The organism is Sphingomonas sp. (genome assembly GCF_036731925.1).
Classification (GTDB): Bacteria; Pseudomonadota; Alphaproteobacteria; order Sphingomonadales; family Sphingomonadaceae; genus Sphingomonas.
Genome location: NZ_DAINDJ010000001.1, coordinates 1,307,894 through 1,325,751, shown reverse-complemented (window position 1 = coordinate 1,325,751; position 17,858 = coordinate 1,307,894). Strand labels below are relative to the sequence as shown.

The 17,858-nt window shown below is 66.6% G+C and carries 20 protein-coding genes; 13 read left to right on the top strand and 7 right to left on the bottom strand.

All coding sequences use genetic code 11. The features are described 5' to 3' along the window. Nucleotides 1-197 precede the first annotated feature (197 nt). The 3 genes from V7E00_RS06565 to secG all read right to left on the bottom strand — a co-directional run bounded on the left by V7E00_RS06565 (nucleotide 198) and on the right by secG (nucleotide 2,957). Entirely contained in the window at nucleotides 198-857 is a 660-nt protein-coding gene (locus V7E00_RS06565) for a peptidylprolyl isomerase (RefSeq protein WP_333571844.1), read from the bottom strand. A 4-nt stretch (nucleotides 858-861) separates the two neighbouring features. Next, nucleotides 862-2,493 carry a CTP synthase gene (locus tag V7E00_RS06560; protein ID WP_333571843.1) on the bottom strand — a complete coding sequence of 544 codons (1,632 nt, stop codon included), beginning with the start codon at nucleotides 2,491-2,493 and terminating at the stop codon, nucleotides 862-864. Nucleotides 2,494-2,600: 107 nt separating this feature from the next. Further along, nucleotides 2,601-2,957 carry a preprotein translocase subunit SecG gene (secG, locus tag V7E00_RS06555; RefSeq protein WP_333571842.1) on the bottom strand — a complete coding sequence of 119 codons (357 nt, stop codon included), beginning with the start codon at nucleotides 2,955-2,957 and terminating at the stop codon, nucleotides 2,601-2,603. A 238-nt stretch (nucleotides 2,958-3,195) separates the two neighbouring features. Here secG and V7E00_RS06550 point away from each other — a divergent pair, with 238 nt between their 5' ends. The 13 genes from V7E00_RS06550 (at nucleotide 3,196) to V7E00_RS06490 (ending at nucleotide 12,713) form a co-directional block, all read left to right on the top strand. Then, entirely contained in the window at nucleotides 3,196-3,549 is a 354-nt protein-coding gene (locus tag V7E00_RS06550; RefSeq protein ID WP_084253223.1) for a MarR family transcriptional regulator, read from the top strand. Nucleotides 3,550-3,592: 43 nt separating this feature from the next. Next, nucleotides 3,593-3,859: an SH3 domain-containing protein gene (locus V7E00_RS06545; RefSeq protein WP_333571841.1), complete on the top strand. Its 267-nt coding sequence runs from the start codon at nucleotides 3,593-3,595 to the stop codon at nucleotides 3,857-3,859. Next, nucleotides 3,856-4,794, top strand: coding sequence for an N-acetyl-gamma-glutamyl-phosphate reductase (argC, locus tag V7E00_RS06540; RefSeq protein WP_333571840.1), 939 nt, complete (start codon nucleotides 3,856-3,858; stop codon nucleotides 4,792-4,794). Before V7E00_RS06545 ends, argC begins: the two co-directional genes overlap by 4 nt. A gap of 161 nt (nucleotides 4,795-4,955) precedes the next feature. Further along, the gene (zwf, locus tag V7E00_RS06535) at nucleotides 4,956-6,416 is read left to right on the top strand and encodes a glucose-6-phosphate dehydrogenase (protein ID WP_333571839.1); all 1,461 of its coding nucleotides are present in this window, start codon (nucleotides 4,956-4,958) and stop codon (nucleotides 6,414-6,416) included. A 93-nt stretch (nucleotides 6,417-6,509) separates the two neighbouring features. Beyond that, nucleotides 6,510-7,217 carry a 6-phosphogluconolactonase gene (gene pgl, locus V7E00_RS06530; RefSeq protein WP_333571838.1) on the top strand — a complete coding sequence of 236 codons (708 nt, stop codon included), beginning with the start codon at nucleotides 6,510-6,512 and terminating at the stop codon, nucleotides 7,215-7,217. Further along, on the top strand, nucleotides 7,218-9,041 hold the full coding sequence (edd, locus tag V7E00_RS06525; RefSeq protein WP_333571837.1) for a phosphogluconate dehydratase: 1,824 nt from the start codon (nucleotides 7,218-7,220) through the stop codon (nucleotides 9,039-9,041). A gap of 127 nt (nucleotides 9,042-9,168) precedes the next feature. Further along, the gene (gene glk, locus V7E00_RS06520) at nucleotides 9,169-10,140 is read left to right on the top strand and encodes a glucokinase (RefSeq protein WP_333571836.1); all 972 of its coding nucleotides are present in this window, start codon (nucleotides 9,169-9,171) and stop codon (nucleotides 10,138-10,140) included. Nucleotides 10,141-10,169: 29 nt separating this feature from the next. Beyond that, nucleotides 10,170-10,754: a bifunctional 4-hydroxy-2-oxoglutarate aldolase/2-dehydro-3-deoxy-phosphogluconate aldolase gene (gene eda / locus V7E00_RS06515; RefSeq protein ID WP_066717603.1), complete on the top strand. Its 585-nt coding sequence runs from the start codon at nucleotides 10,170-10,172 to the stop codon at nucleotides 10,752-10,754. 198 nt (nucleotides 10,755-10,952) lie between these two features. After that, nucleotides 10,953-11,159, top strand: coding sequence for a ParD-like family protein (locus V7E00_RS06510; RefSeq protein WP_333571835.1), 207 nt, complete (start codon nucleotides 10,953-10,955; stop codon nucleotides 11,157-11,159). A 1-nt stretch (nucleotide 11,160) separates the two neighbouring features. Further along, nucleotides 11,161-11,928, top strand: a complete 768-nt coding sequence (gene map, locus V7E00_RS06505) for a type I methionyl aminopeptidase (protein WP_333571834.1) — start codon at nucleotides 11,161-11,163, stop codon at nucleotides 11,926-11,928. 129 nt (nucleotides 11,929-12,057) lie between these two features. Beyond that, nucleotides 12,058-12,228 carry a hypothetical protein gene (locus V7E00_RS06500; protein WP_333571833.1) on the top strand — a complete coding sequence of 57 codons (171 nt, stop codon included), beginning with the start codon at nucleotides 12,058-12,060 and terminating at the stop codon, nucleotides 12,226-12,228. Continuing rightward, complete coding sequence (locus V7E00_RS06495) at nucleotides 12,228-12,524, top strand: antitoxin Xre/MbcA/ParS toxin-binding domain-containing protein (RefSeq protein ID WP_333571832.1); 297 nt, start codon at nucleotides 12,228-12,230, stop codon at nucleotides 12,522-12,524. The genes V7E00_RS06500 and V7E00_RS06495 overlap by 1 nt, the downstream gene beginning before the upstream one ends. A 9-nt stretch (nucleotides 12,525-12,533) precedes the next feature. Continuing rightward, nucleotides 12,534-12,713 (top strand): hypothetical protein, encoded by a 180-nt coding sequence (locus V7E00_RS06490; RefSeq protein WP_010543827.1) that lies wholly within the window; start codon nucleotides 12,534-12,536, stop codon nucleotides 12,711-12,713. 16 nt (nucleotides 12,714-12,729) lie between these two features. On the opposite strand, the gene V7E00_RS06485 is transcribed toward V7E00_RS06490, so the two are convergent. From V7E00_RS06485 to V7E00_RS06470, 4 genes are all read right to left on the bottom strand, one after another. Next, the gene (locus V7E00_RS06485) at nucleotides 12,730-13,419 is read right to left on the bottom strand and encodes a PEPxxWA-CTERM sorting domain-containing protein (protein WP_333571831.1); all 690 of its coding nucleotides are present in this window, start codon (nucleotides 13,417-13,419) and stop codon (nucleotides 12,730-12,732) included. A 142-nt stretch (nucleotides 13,420-13,561) separates the two neighbouring features. Beyond that, a complete protein-coding gene (locus V7E00_RS06480; RefSeq protein WP_443019148.1) occupies nucleotides 13,562-14,032 on the bottom strand; it encodes a YaiI/YqxD family protein in 471 nt (156 codons plus the stop codon). Between the two features lie 76 nt (nucleotides 14,033-14,108). Beyond that, nucleotides 14,109-15,689 carry an alginate export family protein gene (locus V7E00_RS06475; protein ID WP_333571830.1) on the bottom strand — a complete coding sequence of 527 codons (1,581 nt, stop codon included), beginning with the start codon at nucleotides 15,687-15,689 and terminating at the stop codon, nucleotides 14,109-14,111. 151 nt (nucleotides 15,690-15,840) lie between these two features. Continuing rightward, complete coding sequence (locus tag V7E00_RS06470) at nucleotides 15,841-17,619, bottom strand: methyl-accepting chemotaxis protein (protein WP_333571829.1); 1,779 nt, start codon at nucleotides 17,617-17,619, stop codon at nucleotides 15,841-15,843. Nucleotides 17,620-17,858: the final 239 nt, after the last annotated feature.

The window sequence follows — 17,858 nt, the reverse complement described above, 5'->3', positions numbered from 1 at the left end:
ACGTCGTAAAGTCATAGCAGGACCGGTTCGTCGCAGGTCCGCGCAGCACACTGTCGCGCGAACGCTCAACGAGCGCTCGTTTCCGACAACCTGATCCCGGTTCGGAAGCGGACATGGGCATGGTTCAGATTGTTGGAAGACCGATCCGCACGCCTCTGGCGCCGACGGCGTAGGCTTACCCGCCTCGCCACCTGAATTCACCCCGCCGGCTTCAACCCCAGCAACCACGGCCGCACCCGCCCGGTGGGCTTCGCCACCCCGTCCAGCCGCTCGGCGCGGACGATCGTCACCGGCTTGAGGATCATCTGCCCCTTCATCACGTCGCGCCCGCCGCCGCTGGGAAGTGCCAGGATGCGCTGGACCACCTCCATGCCACCAACGACCTGACCGAACGCCGCGAAGCCAAGGTTCGCGCCGCGCGCGTCGAGCCCCGGATTGTCGCCGACCATGATCGAGAAATTGCCGTTGGCCGAATTGGGGTTCGGCCCGTGCGCCATCGAGATGGTGCCGTTCAGGTGCTTCAAGCCCGTCTTGCTGGTCGGCTCGAGCGGCAGCGGGTCGAGCATGCGCCGCGCATCGGTGCCGACGCCGCCCTGGATGAAGCCCTTGGTCGGCTCGGTCTTGCGCCGCGCGGTACGGTAGAAGGTCGTGCCCTCCAGCCGCCCGTCATCGACATAGGCCAGGAAGTTGGCGACGGTCCTGGGCGCGCGCCTGGCGTCGAGCGCCAGCGTGATCGCGCCCATGCTCGTCACCAGCCGCACCCGGACCTGCCCGGGCACGGCTCGCGGCTGCGGCGGTGCCGGCGCTGCGGACACCGCCAGCAGCGCCAGCCCGGCGACGAAGGCGCGTCGCAGCACGCGCCTAGACGAGCCGCGAGTGCTTGACGGCGGCTGCGATGAAGCCCGCGAACAGCGGGTGCGGTTCGAACGGCTTGGACTTGAGCTCCGGGTGAAACTGCACGCCGACGAACCAAGGATGGTCCGGCCGCTCGACGATCTCGGGCAGCGTGCCGTCGGGCGACATGCCGGAGAAAACCAGCCCGCCCTCTTCCAGCACCGGCTTGTAGGCGGTGTTCACCTCATAGCGGTGGCGGTGGCGCTCGCTGATCGTGTCGGTGCCGTATACCGATGCGACGACGCTGTTGCCGCCCAGCTTGGCCGGATAGGCACCCAGCCGCATCGTGCCGCCAAGGTCGCCGCCCTCTTCGCGCTTCTGCAGGCCGTCGGCGGTCATCCATTCGGTGATCATGCCGACCACCGGCTCCTCGGTCGGGCCGAACTCGGTGGTCGAGGCATCGGCGATGCCCTGGGCGCGGACGCCCTCGATGCACGCCATCTGCATGCCGAGGCAGATGCCGAAGAACGGCACACCCCGCTCGCGGGCGAAGCGCACGCCGGCGATCTTGCCCTCGCTGCCGCGCTCGCCGAAACCGCCGGGCACGAGAATGCCGTGCATCGGCTCGAGCATCGCGGCGACTTCGGCCTCTTCCTGATCGAACAACTCGGCGTCGAGCCAGCGGATGTTGACCTTCACGCGGTTGGCGATGCCGCCATGGACCAGCGCCTCGGTGAGCGATTTATAGGCATCGGGCACGCCCATATACTTGCCGACGACGCCGATCGTGACTTCGCCCTCGGGGTTCTGCAGCCGCTCGACGATACCGCTCCAGCGGCTGAGATCGGGCGACGGGCCGGGCTCGATGCCGAACGCCTTGAGCACTTCGCCGTCCAGGCCTTCGCCGTGATACTGCAAGGGCACCGCATAGATGCTCTTGGCGTCGAGCGCGGGGATGACGGCCGAGGTCGGCACGTTGCAGAACTGGGCAATCTTGGCGCGCTCGCCGGCCGGCAGCGGCCGTTCGGCGCGACACACCAGCACGTCAGGCTGGACGCCGAGCGCGGCGAGCTCGCGCACGCTGTGCTGGGTCGGCTTGGTCTTCAGTTCACCCGCCGCCGCGATGTACGGCACGAGCGTCACGTGGATGCTGACGGTCTGGCCGCGGCCGAGATCGTTGCGGAGCTGGCGAATCGCCTCGATGAACGGCAGCGACTCGATGTCGCCCACCGTGCCGCCGATCTCGCACAGCACAAAATCGAGATCCTCGGTCTCGGCCTGCGCGAACGCCTTGATCGCATCGGTCACGTGCGGGACGACCTGCACGGTGGCACCCAGATAGTCGCCGCGCCGCTCGCGCTCGATGATCGTCTTGTAGATCCGGCCTGAGGTGACGTTGTCGGCCTGGCGCGCGGTCACGCCGGTGAAGCGCTCGTAATGGCCGAGGTCGAGATCGGTCTCCGCGCCGTCGTCGGTGACGTACACCTCACCATGCTGGTGCGGCGACATCGTGCCGGGATCGACGTTGAGATAGGGATCGAACTTGCGGATGCGGACTCGATAGCCACGGGCCTGGAGCAACGCCGCGAGGCTCGCTGCCATGAGACCCTTGCCGAGCGAGGAGACCACGCCGCCGGTGATGAAGATGTACCGCGCCATGGGAGAAAACGCCTAACGTCAAAGGGCGCAGACCGGCAAGCGTAAGAATCCGCCGGTTGCGCAAATTTTACGGTTAATCCGCCGCAAGCGCGGCGAACTACGGATGCTTACTGGCTGAACGGAACCGCGCTGTTGCCGGTTGCGCCGGTGTCGTTGCCGGTGGGCGCAGGCGCGGTCGGGACCGTCAGCGGGGCGACGGCAGCCGGTGCCTTCTGCAGGCCGGCGTCGATCTTGGTCGAGTGCCGGGTCGCCGCCAGGAAGGCGAGCACGATGCTCATCAGGATGAACGCGGTCGCCAGGATCGCGGTCATGCGGGTCAGGAAGTCGGCCGCGCCGCGTGCCGACATGAGTCCGGCCGGGCTGCCGCCCGAGGTGAGACCGCCACCCTCCGACTTCTGAACGAGGATCACCCCCACCAGCAGGGCGGCGATGATGAACTGAACGACGAGGAGGAAGGTGAACATGAAATCCGGTGCCCGTTAGCGAAGGGCGCGACATAGGCGAGCCGTCCCGCGCAATCAACCGCCTGTTCCGGGCCCGATTCCAATGGCGGAGCGCAACCCCATGGCTGGCCTGCATTTTTGTCGCAGAATTCGCACAACATTTCGCCCGCGCACTGAAACCTAGTTGCAGAATGCGCGTTTGTTTCAACGGTTCAATCCCGTGCCGGGCCTGAAACGAACGAGTGATGCCGTGAACGCTATGTCCGAACAGACCCTGTGGGGGTGGAAGAATACGCTGATCGATTATGTGCGATCGGGAGAACCCGATCTCACCAATCGGCAGATGGCGCTGCTGATGCTTGTGTATCTTGATCCGGGCCCCCATACGGTGCGCGGTCTGGCACGAGCGCTCAACGTCTCGAAGCCGGTGGTCACGCGTGCCTTGAATCGACTGGGCACGCTCGGCTATCTGCGCCGCCAGCGCGACGACACCGACAAGCGCAACATCTTCGTAGCGCGCACCGCGGAAGGGGCAGAGTTTCTTGCAGAGTTCGGGCATTTCCTCGCTGGCAACACCATCAGCGAGCCAGTCCCAGAGCGCGCCGACGCGTAAGCGTCTGGCGCTTGGCGGCCGATCGGTCGCGATCGATCCCCGGGTGGACGCCGTCCGCCCCGACATCGCCGACATCCGCCTCGCGGGCCGCGTGTTCGCGCCGCATTATGCATCGCCGATGCAGCGGGTGATCCATTTCGAGACGCCACTGCGCGCCTCTGCCAAGGGCGACGAGCCAGCGCTGACCGTGCTCCAGAAGGGCGATGTGTTCGAGGTCCTTGAAATCGCCGGCAGCCACGCCTGGGGTGTCGCCCCGGGCCCGGCGCTGGTAGGCTATATCGACGCATCGGCCTTGGGGGAGACCGAATGATCGCGCGGGTTTTCATCGACGGCGCCGCCGGCACCACCGGCCTCGAGATTCGCGAGCGCCTCGCCGGCCGCTCCGAGATCGAGGTGATGGTCCTCGACGATCAGGACCGCAAGGATCCGAAGAAGCGCGCGGACGCGCTCAACGCCGCCGATTTCGTCATCCTCTGCCTGCCCGATGATGCGGCGCGCGAAGCGGTGGCGATGATCGAGAATGAGCGTACGCGCGTGATCGACGCCTCGACCGCCTATCGCACCGCGCCCGATTGGACCTATGGTTTTGCCGAGCTCGAGCCCGGCCAGACGGCAGCGATTGCCGAGGCGGCGCGGGTCAGCAATCCCGGCTGCTACCCCACCGGTTTCCTTGCGCTGGTCCGTCCGCTGATCCGCGCCGGGCTGATCCCGCACGATTTCCCGCTGAGCGTGAACGCCGTCTCCGGATATTCGGGCGGCGGCCGTTCGATGATCGCCGAGTTCGAGGGCGATGGCGCCGAGCGCACCGAAACGGCCTTCCGCCCCTACGGGCTTTCGCTCGCACACAAGCATGTGCCCGAGATGCAGAAGCATGCCCGCATCGAGCATCCGCCGATCTTCCTGCCTTCGGTGGCGCGGACCTATCGCGGCATGATCGTGGAAGTGCCGCTGCCGCTGTTCGCCTTCACCCGCAAGCCCTCGGTCGAAGCGCTGGAGACGGTGCTGCGCGACGCTTATCGCGACTCGCCGGTGGTGCAGGTGCTGCCCGCGGACGTGGCGACCGTGTCGATCGAGGAGAATGCCGGCACGGACCGCCTTTCGGTGCGGGTCTTCGGCAACGACGAGACGCGCCAGGCGCGGCTGATCGCGACGCTCGACAATCTGGGCAAGGGCGCTGCCGGTGCGGCAGTGCAGAACCTCAACATCATGGCCGGGCTGGAACCCACCGCCGGGCTGGTGCTGTAACCACCTTCCGCCCTTCTTATCCCCCTCCCGCCAGCGGGAGGGGGACAGAAGGCGAAGGAACAATCCTTCAAAATTTGCCCGTTTCGCATACCTATTCCTCCCCTTCGGCTTGATCTTTCAGCCGCATTGGTGTCTCGCGGGGCGAACCAATCGAGAGGGAAATGATGCAGCAGCCCGTCGGCAAATTGCTTCTGTTCGGTGCCACCGGTGATCTGGCGCAGCGCATGCTGCTTCCCTCGCTCTACGCGCTCCACGCCGATGGCCTGCTTCCCGATGGCCTCACCATCACGGGCACCGCACGCTCCGAGCATGACGACGACGGCTATCGTGCCTTCGCCGCCAAGGCGCTCGACCAGTTCCTCCCCGCCGATCGGAAGGACGACAGCGCTGTCGAGAGCTTTCTCCAGCGCGTCCACTACCAGACCCTCGATGCCTCGCAGACCGAAGGCTATGCGGCGCTGAAGGAGAAGCTGGGCGACATCTCCGGCGGCTTGGCCATCTTCCTGTCGACCGCGCCGTGGCTGTTCGGTCCGACGATCAAGGGCCTTGAATCAGCCGGACTCGCCGGCGAAAATGTCCGCATCAGCCTGGAGAAGCCGCTCGGCCGCGACCTCGCCTCCAGCCGCGAGATCAACGACATCGTCGCGGAAGCCTTCCCCGAAGAGCGCACCTTCCGCATCGACCATTATCTCGGCAAGGAGACGGTGCAGAACATCCTGGCGCTGCGCTTCGGCAACTCGCTGTTCGAGCCGGTGTGGAACGCGCGCGGCATCGACAGCGTGCAGATCACGGTTTCGGAGACCGTCGGCCTCGAAGGCCGCGCAGGCTTCTACGAGGATACCGGCGCGCTGCGCGACATGGTGCAGAACCACATGCTCCAGCTGGTTGCGCTGATCGCGATGGAGCCCCCCGCCCGCTTCGACGGCACCTCGATCCGCGACGAGAAGGTCAAGGTGCTCCGCTCGCTCCGCAAGATCGCAGCGGCGGATGCGCCCAACCTCACCGTGGTCGGCCAATATGGCGGCGGCGCCGTGAAGGGGCAGATCGTCCGCGATTACGCCACCGACCTCGGCAAGGACTCGCGCACCGAGACCTTCGTCGCGATCAAGGCGCATGTCGATAACTGGCGCTGGCAGGGCGTGCCCTTCTATCTGCGCACCGGCAAGCGCCTGGCCGAGCGCCGCTCGGAAATCGTTATCCAGTTCAAGCCGGTGCCGCACTCGATCTTCGCCGAACGCGGCGGCATGCTCCAGCCCAACGCGCTGGTGATCCGCCTGCAGCCGGAGGAATATGTCCAGCTGCTGGTGATGGCCAAGCAGCCCGGCCTCGACCGCGAAGGCTATCGCCTGCGCGAAGTGCCGCTGAACCTCAGCCTCGACGCCGAATTCGCCGGCACCACGCGCCGTATTGCCTATGAGCGCCTGCTGCTCGACCTGATCGAGGGCGATCCCACGCTGTTCGTCCGCCGCGACGAAGTGGAAGCGCAGTGGGAATGGATCGATGCGATCCGCGCCGGCTGGGACGCCAACGACCTCAAGCCCAAGCCCTATGCCTCGGGCAGCTGGGGCCCCTCGCTTTCGATCGCGCTCACCGAGCGCGACGGGGTGCACTGGCACGAATGAACGGGAGGGGAGCGCAGGCGCCTCCCCATCCCTATATCGGACCCGCGCGGCCAAATTGCCGCCTTCCGGTCCCACCAAATTGAAGGAGCTGACATGACGACCGAAATCGAATGGTGGGACTATGACGACGCCGCCGAAATGGGCGACGCGCTCGCCGGCGACGTCCAGTTCATCATCGAAAGCGCGATCGATGCGCGCGGTGCCGCGGTCATCGCGCTCGCCGGCGGCCGCACGCCCGGGCCGATCTACGCCAAGCTGAGCAAGGCCAAGCTCGACTGGAAGCGGGTGACGATCATCCCCACCGACGATCGCATCGTGCCGATGGGCGATCCGATGTCCAACGTCACCGGCCTTGCCAAGGTGTTCCTGCCGCTCGGCGCGCGGGTGATCCCCGTCGTCAGCGAGAAGGCGGACGACTACAAGGCCGCCGGCCGCGCTGCGGACGCGCGCCTGCAGGACTTCCACTGGCCGCTCGACCTCTGTCTGCTCGGCATGGGCGCGGATGGCCACACCGCCTCGATCTTCCCGGGACCCGACCTCGCCGAGGCGCTGACCGGCCCCAAGGAGCGCCGGGCGCTCGGCGTGATGCCCGATCCGCTGCCGCCCGAGGCACCCGTCCCGCGTGTCACCCTCTCGCTCGCCGCCATCGTCTCGGCCCGCGCGCTGATGATCGCGATCACCGGCCAGGAGAAGAAGGACGTACTCGAGCGCGCGATCTCCGAAGGCGCCGGCTCGGCCCTGCCGATCGGCCGCGTCCTTGCCGAAACCGAACTGCCTGTCGACATCCACTGGAGCCTGTAAATGGCCAATCTGCACGCCGAAATCGCAGCCGTCACCGATCGGGTGATCGAGCGGTCCAAGGCGGGCCGCACCGCCTATCTCGAGCTGATCCGCCGCGAGCGCGAATCGGGCAATGATCGCCCGAAGCTCGGCTGCGCCAACCTCGCGCACGCCTATGCCGGCACCGAGGAACAGCGCGACGCGCTGAAGACCGGCGCGCGGATGAATATCGGCATTGTCACGTCGTACAACGACATGCTGTCGGCCCATGCGCCCTATTATCGCTATCCCGAGCAGATGAAGGTCTGGGCGCTGGAGGCGGGCGCCACCGCGCAGGTGGCGGGCGGCGTGCCGGCGATGTGCGACGGCGTGACCCAGGGCTATCAGGGCATGGAGCTCTCGCTGTTCAGCCGCGACACCATCGCGATGGCGACCGCGGTGTCGCTCAGCCACCGCGTGTTCGAAGGCGCGGCGCTGCTCGGCATCTGCGACAAGATCGTGCCGGGCCTGCTGATGGGCGCGCTGCGCTTCGGCCATCTGCCAATGGTGCTGATCCCCGGCGGCCCGATGCGCTCGGGTCTGCCGAACAAGGAAAAGGCCGCCGTTCGCGAGCGCTACGCCGAGGGCAAGGCAACCCGCGAGGAACTGCTGGAAGCCGAAATCGCCGCCTATCACGGCAAGGGCACCTGCACCTTCTACGGTACCGCCAACTCGAACCAGATGATGATGGAGGCGATGGGCCTCCACGTCCCCGGCTCGGCTTTCGCCAATCCGGGCACCAAGCTGCGCCAGGAACTGACCCGCCACGCCGTTCATCGCCTGACCGAGATCGGCTGGAACGGCGACGATTACCGCCCGATCGGCCATGTCGTCGACGAGCGCGCGATCGTGAACGCGGCGATTGTGCTGCTCGCTACCGGCGGATCGACCAACCACCTGATCCACGTTCCCGCCTTCGCGCGTGCGGCCGGCATCATCATCGACTGGGACGACTTCGATCGCCTGTCGCGCGTCGTGCCGCTGATGACCCGCGTCTATCCCAACGGCTCGGCCGACGTGAACCAGTTCGAGGATGCCGGCGGCCCCTCCTTCGTCATCAAGGAACTGCTCCGGGCCGGGCTGATGCACGGCGATGCGCTGACCATCGCGAAGGACGGCATGGCCGCCTATGGCCGCAAGCCCGACATTGTCGAAGACGCGCTGGTCTGGACCGAGCACGGCGCGACGAGCAACGACGAGAATATCGTCCGCACCGTCGAGACCGCCTTCTCGCCGGAGGGCGGCTTCCGCATCCTCAAGGGCAATATCGGCCGCGCGTGCATCAAGGTGTCGGCGGTGGAGCGCGAGCGCTGGATCATCGAGGCCCCCGCCCGTGTCTTCTCCGATCAGCTTGAAGTGCTGGAGGCGTTCAAGGCCGGCGAGCTGGAGCGCGACGTGATCGTCGTGGTCCGCTTCCAGGGCCCGCGCGCCAACGGCATGCCGGAGCTGCACAAGCTCACGCCCCAGTTGGGCGTGCTGCAGAACCGCGGCTTCAAGGTGGCGCTGGTCACCGACGGGCGCATGTCGGGCGCGAGCGGCAAGGTGCCGGCAGCGATCCACCTCTCGCCCGAAGCGCTGGGCGGCGGCCCGATCGGCAAGGTGCGCGATGGCGACATCCTTCGCCTGGACGCCGAGAACGGTGTGCTCGAAGCACTGGTGCCGGCGGACGAGTGGGACGCCCGCGACTACGCCGTTGCCCCCCCGCCCGCGATCGGCACCGGCCGCGAACTGTTCGCGATGATGCGCCATCATTGCGACGAGGCCGAGAAGGGCGCCTCCGCCATGCTGCACGAAGCGGGCCTGTAAACCTGTAACGCATGTAAATCATACCCGGCACGCCCGCGCGGACTTTACTTCCGCGCGGCGGAGGGGAAGAAGAACGGCCGCCCACTGGCAACGTTGACAGGGGCTGCAGAGAGAGGATCGGAATCGGATGGAAGTCGTCGCCGTCGACATCGGGGGAACCCACGCGCGCTTTGCGGTGGCGGAGGTCGCGGAAGGTCGCGTCGTCTCGCTCAGCGAGCCGATCACCCAGAAGGTGGCCGAACATCCCAGCCTGCAGCTCGCCTGGCGGGCGTTCGGCGAGCAGCTCGGCCGTCCCGTGCCCAAGGCTGCGGCGATCGCGGTCGCCTCGCCGGTGAACAATGATCTGATCAAGCTCACCAATAATCCGTGGATCATCCGCCCGCCGCTGATCCCCGAGCGGCTGGGCGCCGATACCTGGACGATCGTCAACGATTTCGAGGCGATCGGCCATGCCGTCGCCCAGCTCGAAGACGAGGCGTTCCTGCACCTGTGCGGGCCGGAAACGTCGCTGCCGGCGAAGGGCTCGATCACCGTGTGCGGGCCGGGCACCGGGCTCGGCGTCGCGCAGGTGTTTCGCCATCGCAGCGGTGGCTACGACATCATCGCCACCGAGGGCGGGCACAGCGATTTTGCCCCGCTCGACGCGATCGAGGACGCGCTGGTGAAGCGCCTGCGCCGCACCTATCAGCGCGTTTCCAAGGAACGCATCGTCGCCGGACCGGCAATCGTCTCGATCTACGAGACGCTGGCCGATCTGGAGGGCGTCCCCGTCCCGCGGCTCGACGACAAGGCGATCTGGACGCTCGCGCTGGAAGGCAAGGACAGCCTGGCGGTCGCCGCGCTCGATCGCTTCTGCCTCAGCCTCGGCGCGGTTGCGGGGGACCTCGCGCTTGCCCATGGCCCCACTGCGGTGGTGATCGCCGGCGGTCTGGGCTTGCGCCTCAAGGACCATCTGCTGCAATCGGGGTTTGGCGAGCGATTCGTCGCCAAGGGGCGCTTCCGCTCCTTGATGGCGACGATCCCCGTCAAGCTGATCACCCATCCCCAGCCGGGCCTGTACGGCGCAGCCGCCGCCTTCGCCCAGGAGCATGCACAGTGAGCGACACCCGCCCCTCCATCGAAGCCATCATGCGCACCGCGCCGGTCATCCCGGTGCTGGTAATCGACGACGCCGCCAAGGCGCGTCCGCTCGCCGAAGCGCTGGTGAAGGGCGGCCTGCGGGTGCTGGAAGTGACGATGCGCACGCCCGCCGCGCTCGACGCGATCCGGGAGATGAAGCAGGTTCCCGGCGCGATCGTCGGCGCCGGCACGGTGGTGAACACCGCCCAGTTCGAGCAGGTGATGAAGGAGGATGCCGAGTTCATCGTCTCCCCCGGCCTCACCGACCGCCTCGGCGACGCGATCGTGAAGAGCGGCGTGCCCTATCTGCCGGGCATCGCCAATGCCGGCGACATCATGCGCGGGCTCGATCTGGGCCTGAGCCACTTCAAGTTCTTCCCGGCAGAGACCTCGGGCGGCCTCAAGGCGCTGAAGGCGCTGGCTGCGCCCTTCTATCAGGCGAAGTTCTGCCCGACCGGCGGCATCAGCCTGGCGAGCGCGCCGGAATGGCTGGCATTCGATCCGGTCCTCTGCGTCGGCGGCAGCTGGATCGCCAGCGGCTCGCTCGAAGAGGTCGAAGCCAAGGCCCGCGAGGCGGCAGCACTGCCGCGGTAATATCTTTCACCTAAGCCCCTCCTCCTTGGAGGAGGGGTTTGGGGGTGGAGGGATTCCAGAACAGTGGTTGGTCTCGGTGAGACACGGCCCCACTCCAACCCCTCCCCTGAAGGGGAGGGGCTTAAGTGGGCGCACCCTTGCCCTTCCCAAATATACGAACCATATACGCTCCATAGTCTCATCCACACCGGAGCATCCATGGGCATCGTGAAAATCGACGACGACCTCCACGAGGAGGCCCGCCGCGCCAGCGCGGTGATGTGCCGCTCGATCAACGCCCAGGCCGAATACTGGATGAAGATCGGCATGCTGGCCGAGGCGAACCCTACCCTGCCCTTCAACGAGATCGTCCGCCGCCAGCTGGCCGAGGCCCAGGTCGGCGCCGCTGCGCTCGAGGCCGCCTGAGATGGTGAAGACCCCGCAGGAACTCGACCTGATGCGCGAGGCCGGGCGGCTGCTCGCCCAGGTGTTCGAGATGCTCGATCGCCAGCCGCTCGCCGGCATGTCGACGCTGGAGATCGATACGCTGGTCGAGCGCTACATCACCGACGAGCTCCACGCCCGACCCGCGAGCAAGGGGCAATATGGCTATGGCTTCGTGCTCAACTGCTCGATCAACCATGTCGTCTGCCACGGCGTGCCCGATGCCGGAACGATCGTGCAGGACGGCGACATCATCAACCTCGACATCACGCTGGAAAAGAACGGCTTCATCGCCGATTCGAGCAAGACCTACATGGTCGGCGAGGTCTCGCCCCAGGCGCGGCGGCTGGTGAAGGTGACGCAGGAGGCGATGTGGAAGGGCATCGCCCAGGTCCGCCCCGGCGCGACGCTGGGCGACATTGGCGCGGCGATTGAGCGCCACGCCAAGCAGCACGGCTATGCGGTGGTGCGCGACTATTGCGGCCACGGGATCGGCCGCGAGATGCACGAGGAACCCTCGGTGCTCCATTTCGGCCGTCCCGGCACCGGCATGCGCTTGCGCGAAGGCATGACCTTCACGATCGAGCCCATGCTCAACCAGGGCACCCGCAAGGTGACCACGCTCGACGACGGCTGGACGGTGGTGACCAACGACCGCAAGCTCTCCGCCCAGTTCGAGCATACCGTGGCGGTGACTGAAAACGGCGTCGAGGTTCTCACGCTGCGCAGCGACGAGCGCGCGCCGCACTAGTGTACCGGGGTCGCCACGGTTGCGAAACGGCCCGCAGATCCCCATATCTCCACCATCGCCGGCTTCCCGATCCGTAAGCGCCGGCGGCTGGGTCCATCATGTTCTCGCTTGCACAGCACGGAGATCCTCATGGACCTTGCCTATCTTCTGTCCCGCTACCGGCAATCCGTCACCCGCGCCGGTACCGCCGCATGTGTCGCCTCGCGCGCGTCGCATCGCGCACTCGCTGCGGGCTATGCCGAGCGGATTCGTCACTGGCAGCACGCCCATGGCGCTGCCGATACGGCGATCGCCGCCTGATGGGCGCGATCACCAAGGTCGCGGTCGGCGCGACGTCGGACGAGCTCGATCGCAAGCGCTTCCGCGGCAGCACGAAGACCAAGCTCGCCCCCGAGGTTATCGCGCGCCAGTCGCGGATCGCGCTGCTCGCCTTTCAGTCGCTGCCTGATCGCGAGACCGCGCTGCTGTTCCTCAACAGCGAAGACGAGGCGCTGGGCGGCCGCCCGATCGACGTGGCGAGCACAAGCGAGGCCGGCGCGGAGCGCGTCGAGGCGATGTTACGCACTCGCATGGCCCCGGCCGCCAAGATCGACTAAGCACGCGCCATGGCCGAACGCTTTGAACGACATCGCCAGCCGTGGCGCCCCGACGAGCTGCAAAAGCTCCACACCCTCGCCAAGAAGGGCATGCCGCTGCGTGCCATCGCCAAGGCGCTGACCCGCAGCGAGGAATCGGTGAAGGAACGGGCCAAGCTCGACGGGCTGTCGATCGCCAAGCTGCACTGAGCCGGGGTCGACCCGCTCAGGCGTAGCGGACCGTCGTCCGCCGGCGCCGTGCGCGGAGTGCGCCGCTCATCAGCCCGAAACCACCCAGCATCAGCGCCCAGGCCGCGGGCTCGGGCACCGCGCTGGAAACAGTGGTAAGGCGCGCGCCGACAGTGAACGGGCCGAAGCCGCGATAAGCCGCGTTGATCGCATCGACGCCGGCCTGGTTCAGGTCGATCGTATAACCCGAGGCTGCGGCGTTCACGGTGATCTTGCCGAGTACCGCCCCCGAGCCGAGATCGTCGAAGATCCCCTTGGCCCCATTATATTGCTGAAGGCCGACGATCGAGCTGGTGACGTCGTACAGCGTGAGCTGGAGCGGCCGCCCCGTCGCATTGCCATAGCCGTCGGCGAGCGCATTGCCGATGGTCAGCGATGCGCTGGTCACCGGTCCCGTCGGAAAGAAGCTGAAGAACGACCGATATTCCGTCGTCGAGCCCCAGCTGGTCACGCTACCGGTGACGTAATTGGACCACGCATTATAGTGCGTGCCGTTGTTGTCGAACCAGCCGGTCTGAAGGGCATTGATGCTGCCGGCACCGTTCACCGCAAGCTTGACGGTGCCGCTGGGCGAATTGTTGAAGAGGTAGAAGTCCGCCGCGACGGCGGGCGTGCTGAAAACGGCAGCAAGCAGCAATGCTGCGCTCGACAAAACTCGGCTCTTCATCGCAATACTCCCCCTGAATGCACCCCAATGCATTGATAGTTAACGGTTGATTATCCCAACCGCCGGGCGAGTCAAGACAAGCACAGCCGCCACTGTCCCGCTATCGGGCAGCGGGCAGAACGTTGTTTCACCGTTCGCCCGGTCAGCCAGCGAGTGCGCGCTTCGCCCGCACCAGCGCCGCATCGAGCGCGGACAGGAAGCGCGATCGGTCTTCCTTGCCGAACGGCGGCGGCCCGCCGATCCGGTCGCCGCCGGCGCGGAGATCGGCCATGATCGCGCGCACGGCCACCGCACTGCCGATCGAGCTGGTGGTGAACGGCTTCCCATTGGGTGCCAGCACGGCCGCAGCGCCTGCCTTAAGGCAGCGATCGGCGAGCAGGATGTCGGCGGTCACCACCACCGCCCCGCCATCGGTATGCTCGGCAATCCAGTCGTCGGCGGCGTCGAAGCCATCGCTGACGACAATACGACTGATCAGGGGGTGCTGCGGCACACGCAAATGCGCGTTGCTCACTACGGTGACCGGAACCTCCATTCGCCAGGCGACCTTGTAGATCTCCTCCTTCACCGGGCAGGCATCGGCATCGACGAAAATGTGCAGGCGCAGCGTCATGCGCCTCCCCTGCCACAGCCGCGGCAAAAAGGCGAAGGCGGCGGCGCGGGATGCCAGCGCCACCATCCGCCGGGTATCAGAAGCGAACGCTGACCCAGCCGGCGAGGAAATGCGAACCTTTCGATCCCACCGCCTTCAGCACCGCGCCGGGCTCGAAATACTCATAGCGCCCGATCACCGACACCCTGGGGCTCACCTTCCACGTCGCCTGCAGCCGCGCCGCATCGCCGACATGCGCGCCCTTGACCAGCTGCGTGCCCGCATAGGCGGTACCCGCGCCGCGATAGACCGCGTCGGCTTCATTCACCCGCAGGCTGTGCTGCAGCTCGGCGGTGAGGTCGATCGACTTGCTCGGCGAGATCGTCAGGTTCGGCGAGACCTGGAACAGGTTCGTCAGGTTCAGCACCAGCTGGTAGCTATAGGCGATCGAACCGGCGGTTACCGTGCGGGTGTTGCGGATCGTCCCGGTGCCATAGGCGCCGCCGCCGCTGCCATAGTCGAAATGGATGCCGGGCTTCGGCTTCAGCCCCTTGCTGCTCAGACTGTAGGTCTGCGCCGCCTGAAGGAACCAGGCGTCGATCGGCCGGCCGCGATAGTCGCCACCCTGGTGATTCACCAGCCAGTCGAAGGTCAGCCGGTTCATGCTGCCCCACAGACGCGCGCCATAATAATGGCGCACTTCCAGGCCGGTGGCCTTGCCCCATTTCAGCGCGTCGTTGCGCTCGCGCCAGAAGAACGGGTCAAAGAAGATCTTGCGCTTGGCTTCATTGGCAAGGACCACGCCGAAGGTAACGCCCGAGAAGCGCGTGCCGTCGTCTATCCGGTCGTCGCCGCTGCCGCCGAGGCCGAGCGTGGTCTGCTTGAAATCGAAGACGTCCGCGCGAAACTGCGCGAACGACACCCACGCCCGGGCGCCATTGAGCTCGGTGTGCAGCGAGTTGTCGTCCTTCACGGAAATCAGTCCCGGTGCGCCGTCGGTAAATTCCTGCCGGCCGTACCGGACGCCGGCGACCAGCCCGGGTGCGATGCTGCCGCTCAGCTCGGCGAAATATTGCTGCGCGAACAGGTCGTTGCGCGACTTGGCGGCGGGCGAGCCGAGATTGTAGCCGGCAAGGCCGCCATGCGCGAGCTCGCCGTACACGCGGAACGGACCGACATGAACGTCGGCACCCGCAAAGATGCGCAGCAACTGCTCCTGGCGATGCGGCCCCACCGACAGACCCGGCTGCGAGACGTAATTCTCGCGCAGGCGCATCTCGCCGGACAGCGTCACATAGGCGACGCCGCCGGCATCGATCGGCAGATATTTGAGCCGGTCGAGCGGGTCGTCGCGCTTCTTCGGGTTGCGCATGCTGCGCCAGTCTTCCGCCCAGCGCGAGGTATTGTAGCCGCCAAGCTTGATGCCGAACCCGTCTGCCTGCGACGGGTAGGTGAAGGTCGCCGGCGACGACGGGGCGCGCGGCGTCACCGCCTCGGCCGGCGGCGTGGACTTCTGCGGCGGGATGTTCTGCTGGGTGCCGTCCTGCGACCTGCCGGCGATGATCAGCAGCGCGGCGGGTTCGATCTGCTCCTGCTGCGTCTGCGCGGCGGTCGGCGAAGCGGCGAGGGACAGGCTCGCGGTGGCAAGCAGGGACAGGAACAAGTGGGTACGCGACATGACGTTCGTCCATGTTGGCAAGGCGCCGCGCTGCCCCGCCCCTGTCCCTGTGAACGAAGCAACGCCGAGCCTGGGGAAGGAAGGTCGCCTCCCCTCCGGAATTGGTGTGAAAAGGCTGCGGGCGGGCCGAACCGGCGCCGCCCGCGGGCCCTCAGAAGCTGGCCCATTCCTCGGCCGCGCCGGCCATTGCCGGGGCGGCGCGTGGAGCCGGAGCAGACCGCGGGGCACCGCCGGCCGACCGCACCGGCGCCCGCATCGGAGATCCGTTGCCGATCTTGAACCGGGCGGCCTGACGGGTCAGCCCGCTGACCTCGCCGGCAAGGTTGCGCGCGGCGGCAGAAGTTTGCTCCACCATCGCCGCGTTCTGCTGCGTGGAATGATCCATGACGCCCACGGCCGTGGCGATCTCGCTGATTGCCGAGGACTGGGCGCGATTGTCGACCGCGACCACTTCCACGAACTCGTGCACCTGGCTGACGCTGCTGGTGATGTTGGCGAGCGCCGCGTCGACCTTCTTCACCGATTCCACTGCGACGACGATGTCGGCCTGCGTGGTGGTGAGCTGTTCGCGAGCGCGACGCGCTTCCTCTTCCGCGCGCATCGCCAGCGCCGAGACGAGGTCCGCGACGACCGCGAAGCCGCGGCCCGCCTCGCCTGCCCGGCCGGCCTCGACGGCGGCATTCATCGCCAGAACGCGGGTCTGGAATGCGATCTTGTCCACGCCCTCGATGACGGTGTCGATGCCGCGCGCGCTCTCGGAAACGCGCCCCATCGCCGCGGTGGCATCGGTGGCGGTGGTGCGACCGGAGTCGACGATGCCGATGGCTTCCTGGGTGAAGCCGACGGTGCGGTCGGCGGCGTCGGCGCTCGACTTCAGTCGGTCGTTCATCTGCTGCAGCGCGGCCGAGGTTTGCTCGAGGCTGGCGGCGTTGCTCTCGGTGCGGCGGGCGAGATCGTCCGACGCAGCCGAAATCTCGGTCGAACCGGTCTCGATGCTGCGCGAAGCTTCCGACAGCACGCTGATCAGCTCGCGCAGATTGTCGAGCGCGGTGTTGAAGTTGTCGCGAAGCCCGCCATAGGCCGGCGGCACCGGGGTCGTGATCGAGCTCGTCAGATCACCTTCGGACATCGCCTGCAGCTTTTCCGACAGCAGCTGGACGATGGCCTCCTGATCGGCGTCGGCAGCCGCCTTGGCCACCTCCGCATGCACCTTGGCCTCGGCATTCTGACGGAAGACCTCGAGTGCGCCTGCCATGGCCCCGATCTCGTCCTTGCGCTCGGAGCCCGGGATGGTCGCGGCGGTGTCGCCGCCGGCGAGGCTGCGCATGCGCCCGGTGATGGCGGCAAGCGGGAGCGTGATCGAGCGGGTGACCACCAGGATCGCCGCCGCGATCGCAACCACGATGAGCACCACGGCCATGGCGAGCTTGATCACGGCACGGTGTACCGCCGCCTGGATCTCCTCGTCATAGACGCCGGTAATGACGATCCAGCCCCAGGGCTTGAAGGACCGGACATAGGAAATCTTCGGCTTCACTTCCTTGCTGCCGGGCACTTCATAGTCATAGGCCACGAAGCCGGCGCCTTGTTCGACCGCAGTTTTCACCATCTCGCGATAATGGAACTTGCCCGACGCATCGGTGCCGTCGAAGGTCGACTTGCCGACCTTCTCCGGCTTGACCGGATGCATCACCATCATGTGGTTGGTGTCGAGGAGGAAGAAATAGTCGAGCTCGCCGAAGCGCATCGAGCTGATGACCTTCTTCGCCGCAGCCTGGGCATCCGCCTGGCTCATCCGGCCGGCACGCTGCTCGCCCTCGTAGAAGTCGAGCTGACTGTAGGCGATGTCGACTGCCTGCTTGGTGCGCGCCTGAAAGCTCTTGTTGAGCGAGCTGTTCAGCTGATTCACCGACAGAAGAATGACCAGCACGAGGCCAACCAGAGATGCCGCGCCTATGATAAACAACCGTTTACCAATGCTGATGTCATTCAATAAACGCACTACAACCTCCGGATAAATCCATTCCGGACCGTTATAGAACGTTGTTCGGCCAAGATTTCGGTTTGTCCGGCGTTTAAGTTCTCCCGCGGGCAAACCAGGCTGCGGTGCATGAACATTCTAAAAATGTTCAAAGTGGATGCTAAGGGGATACCCCTAGGTCGACCTGT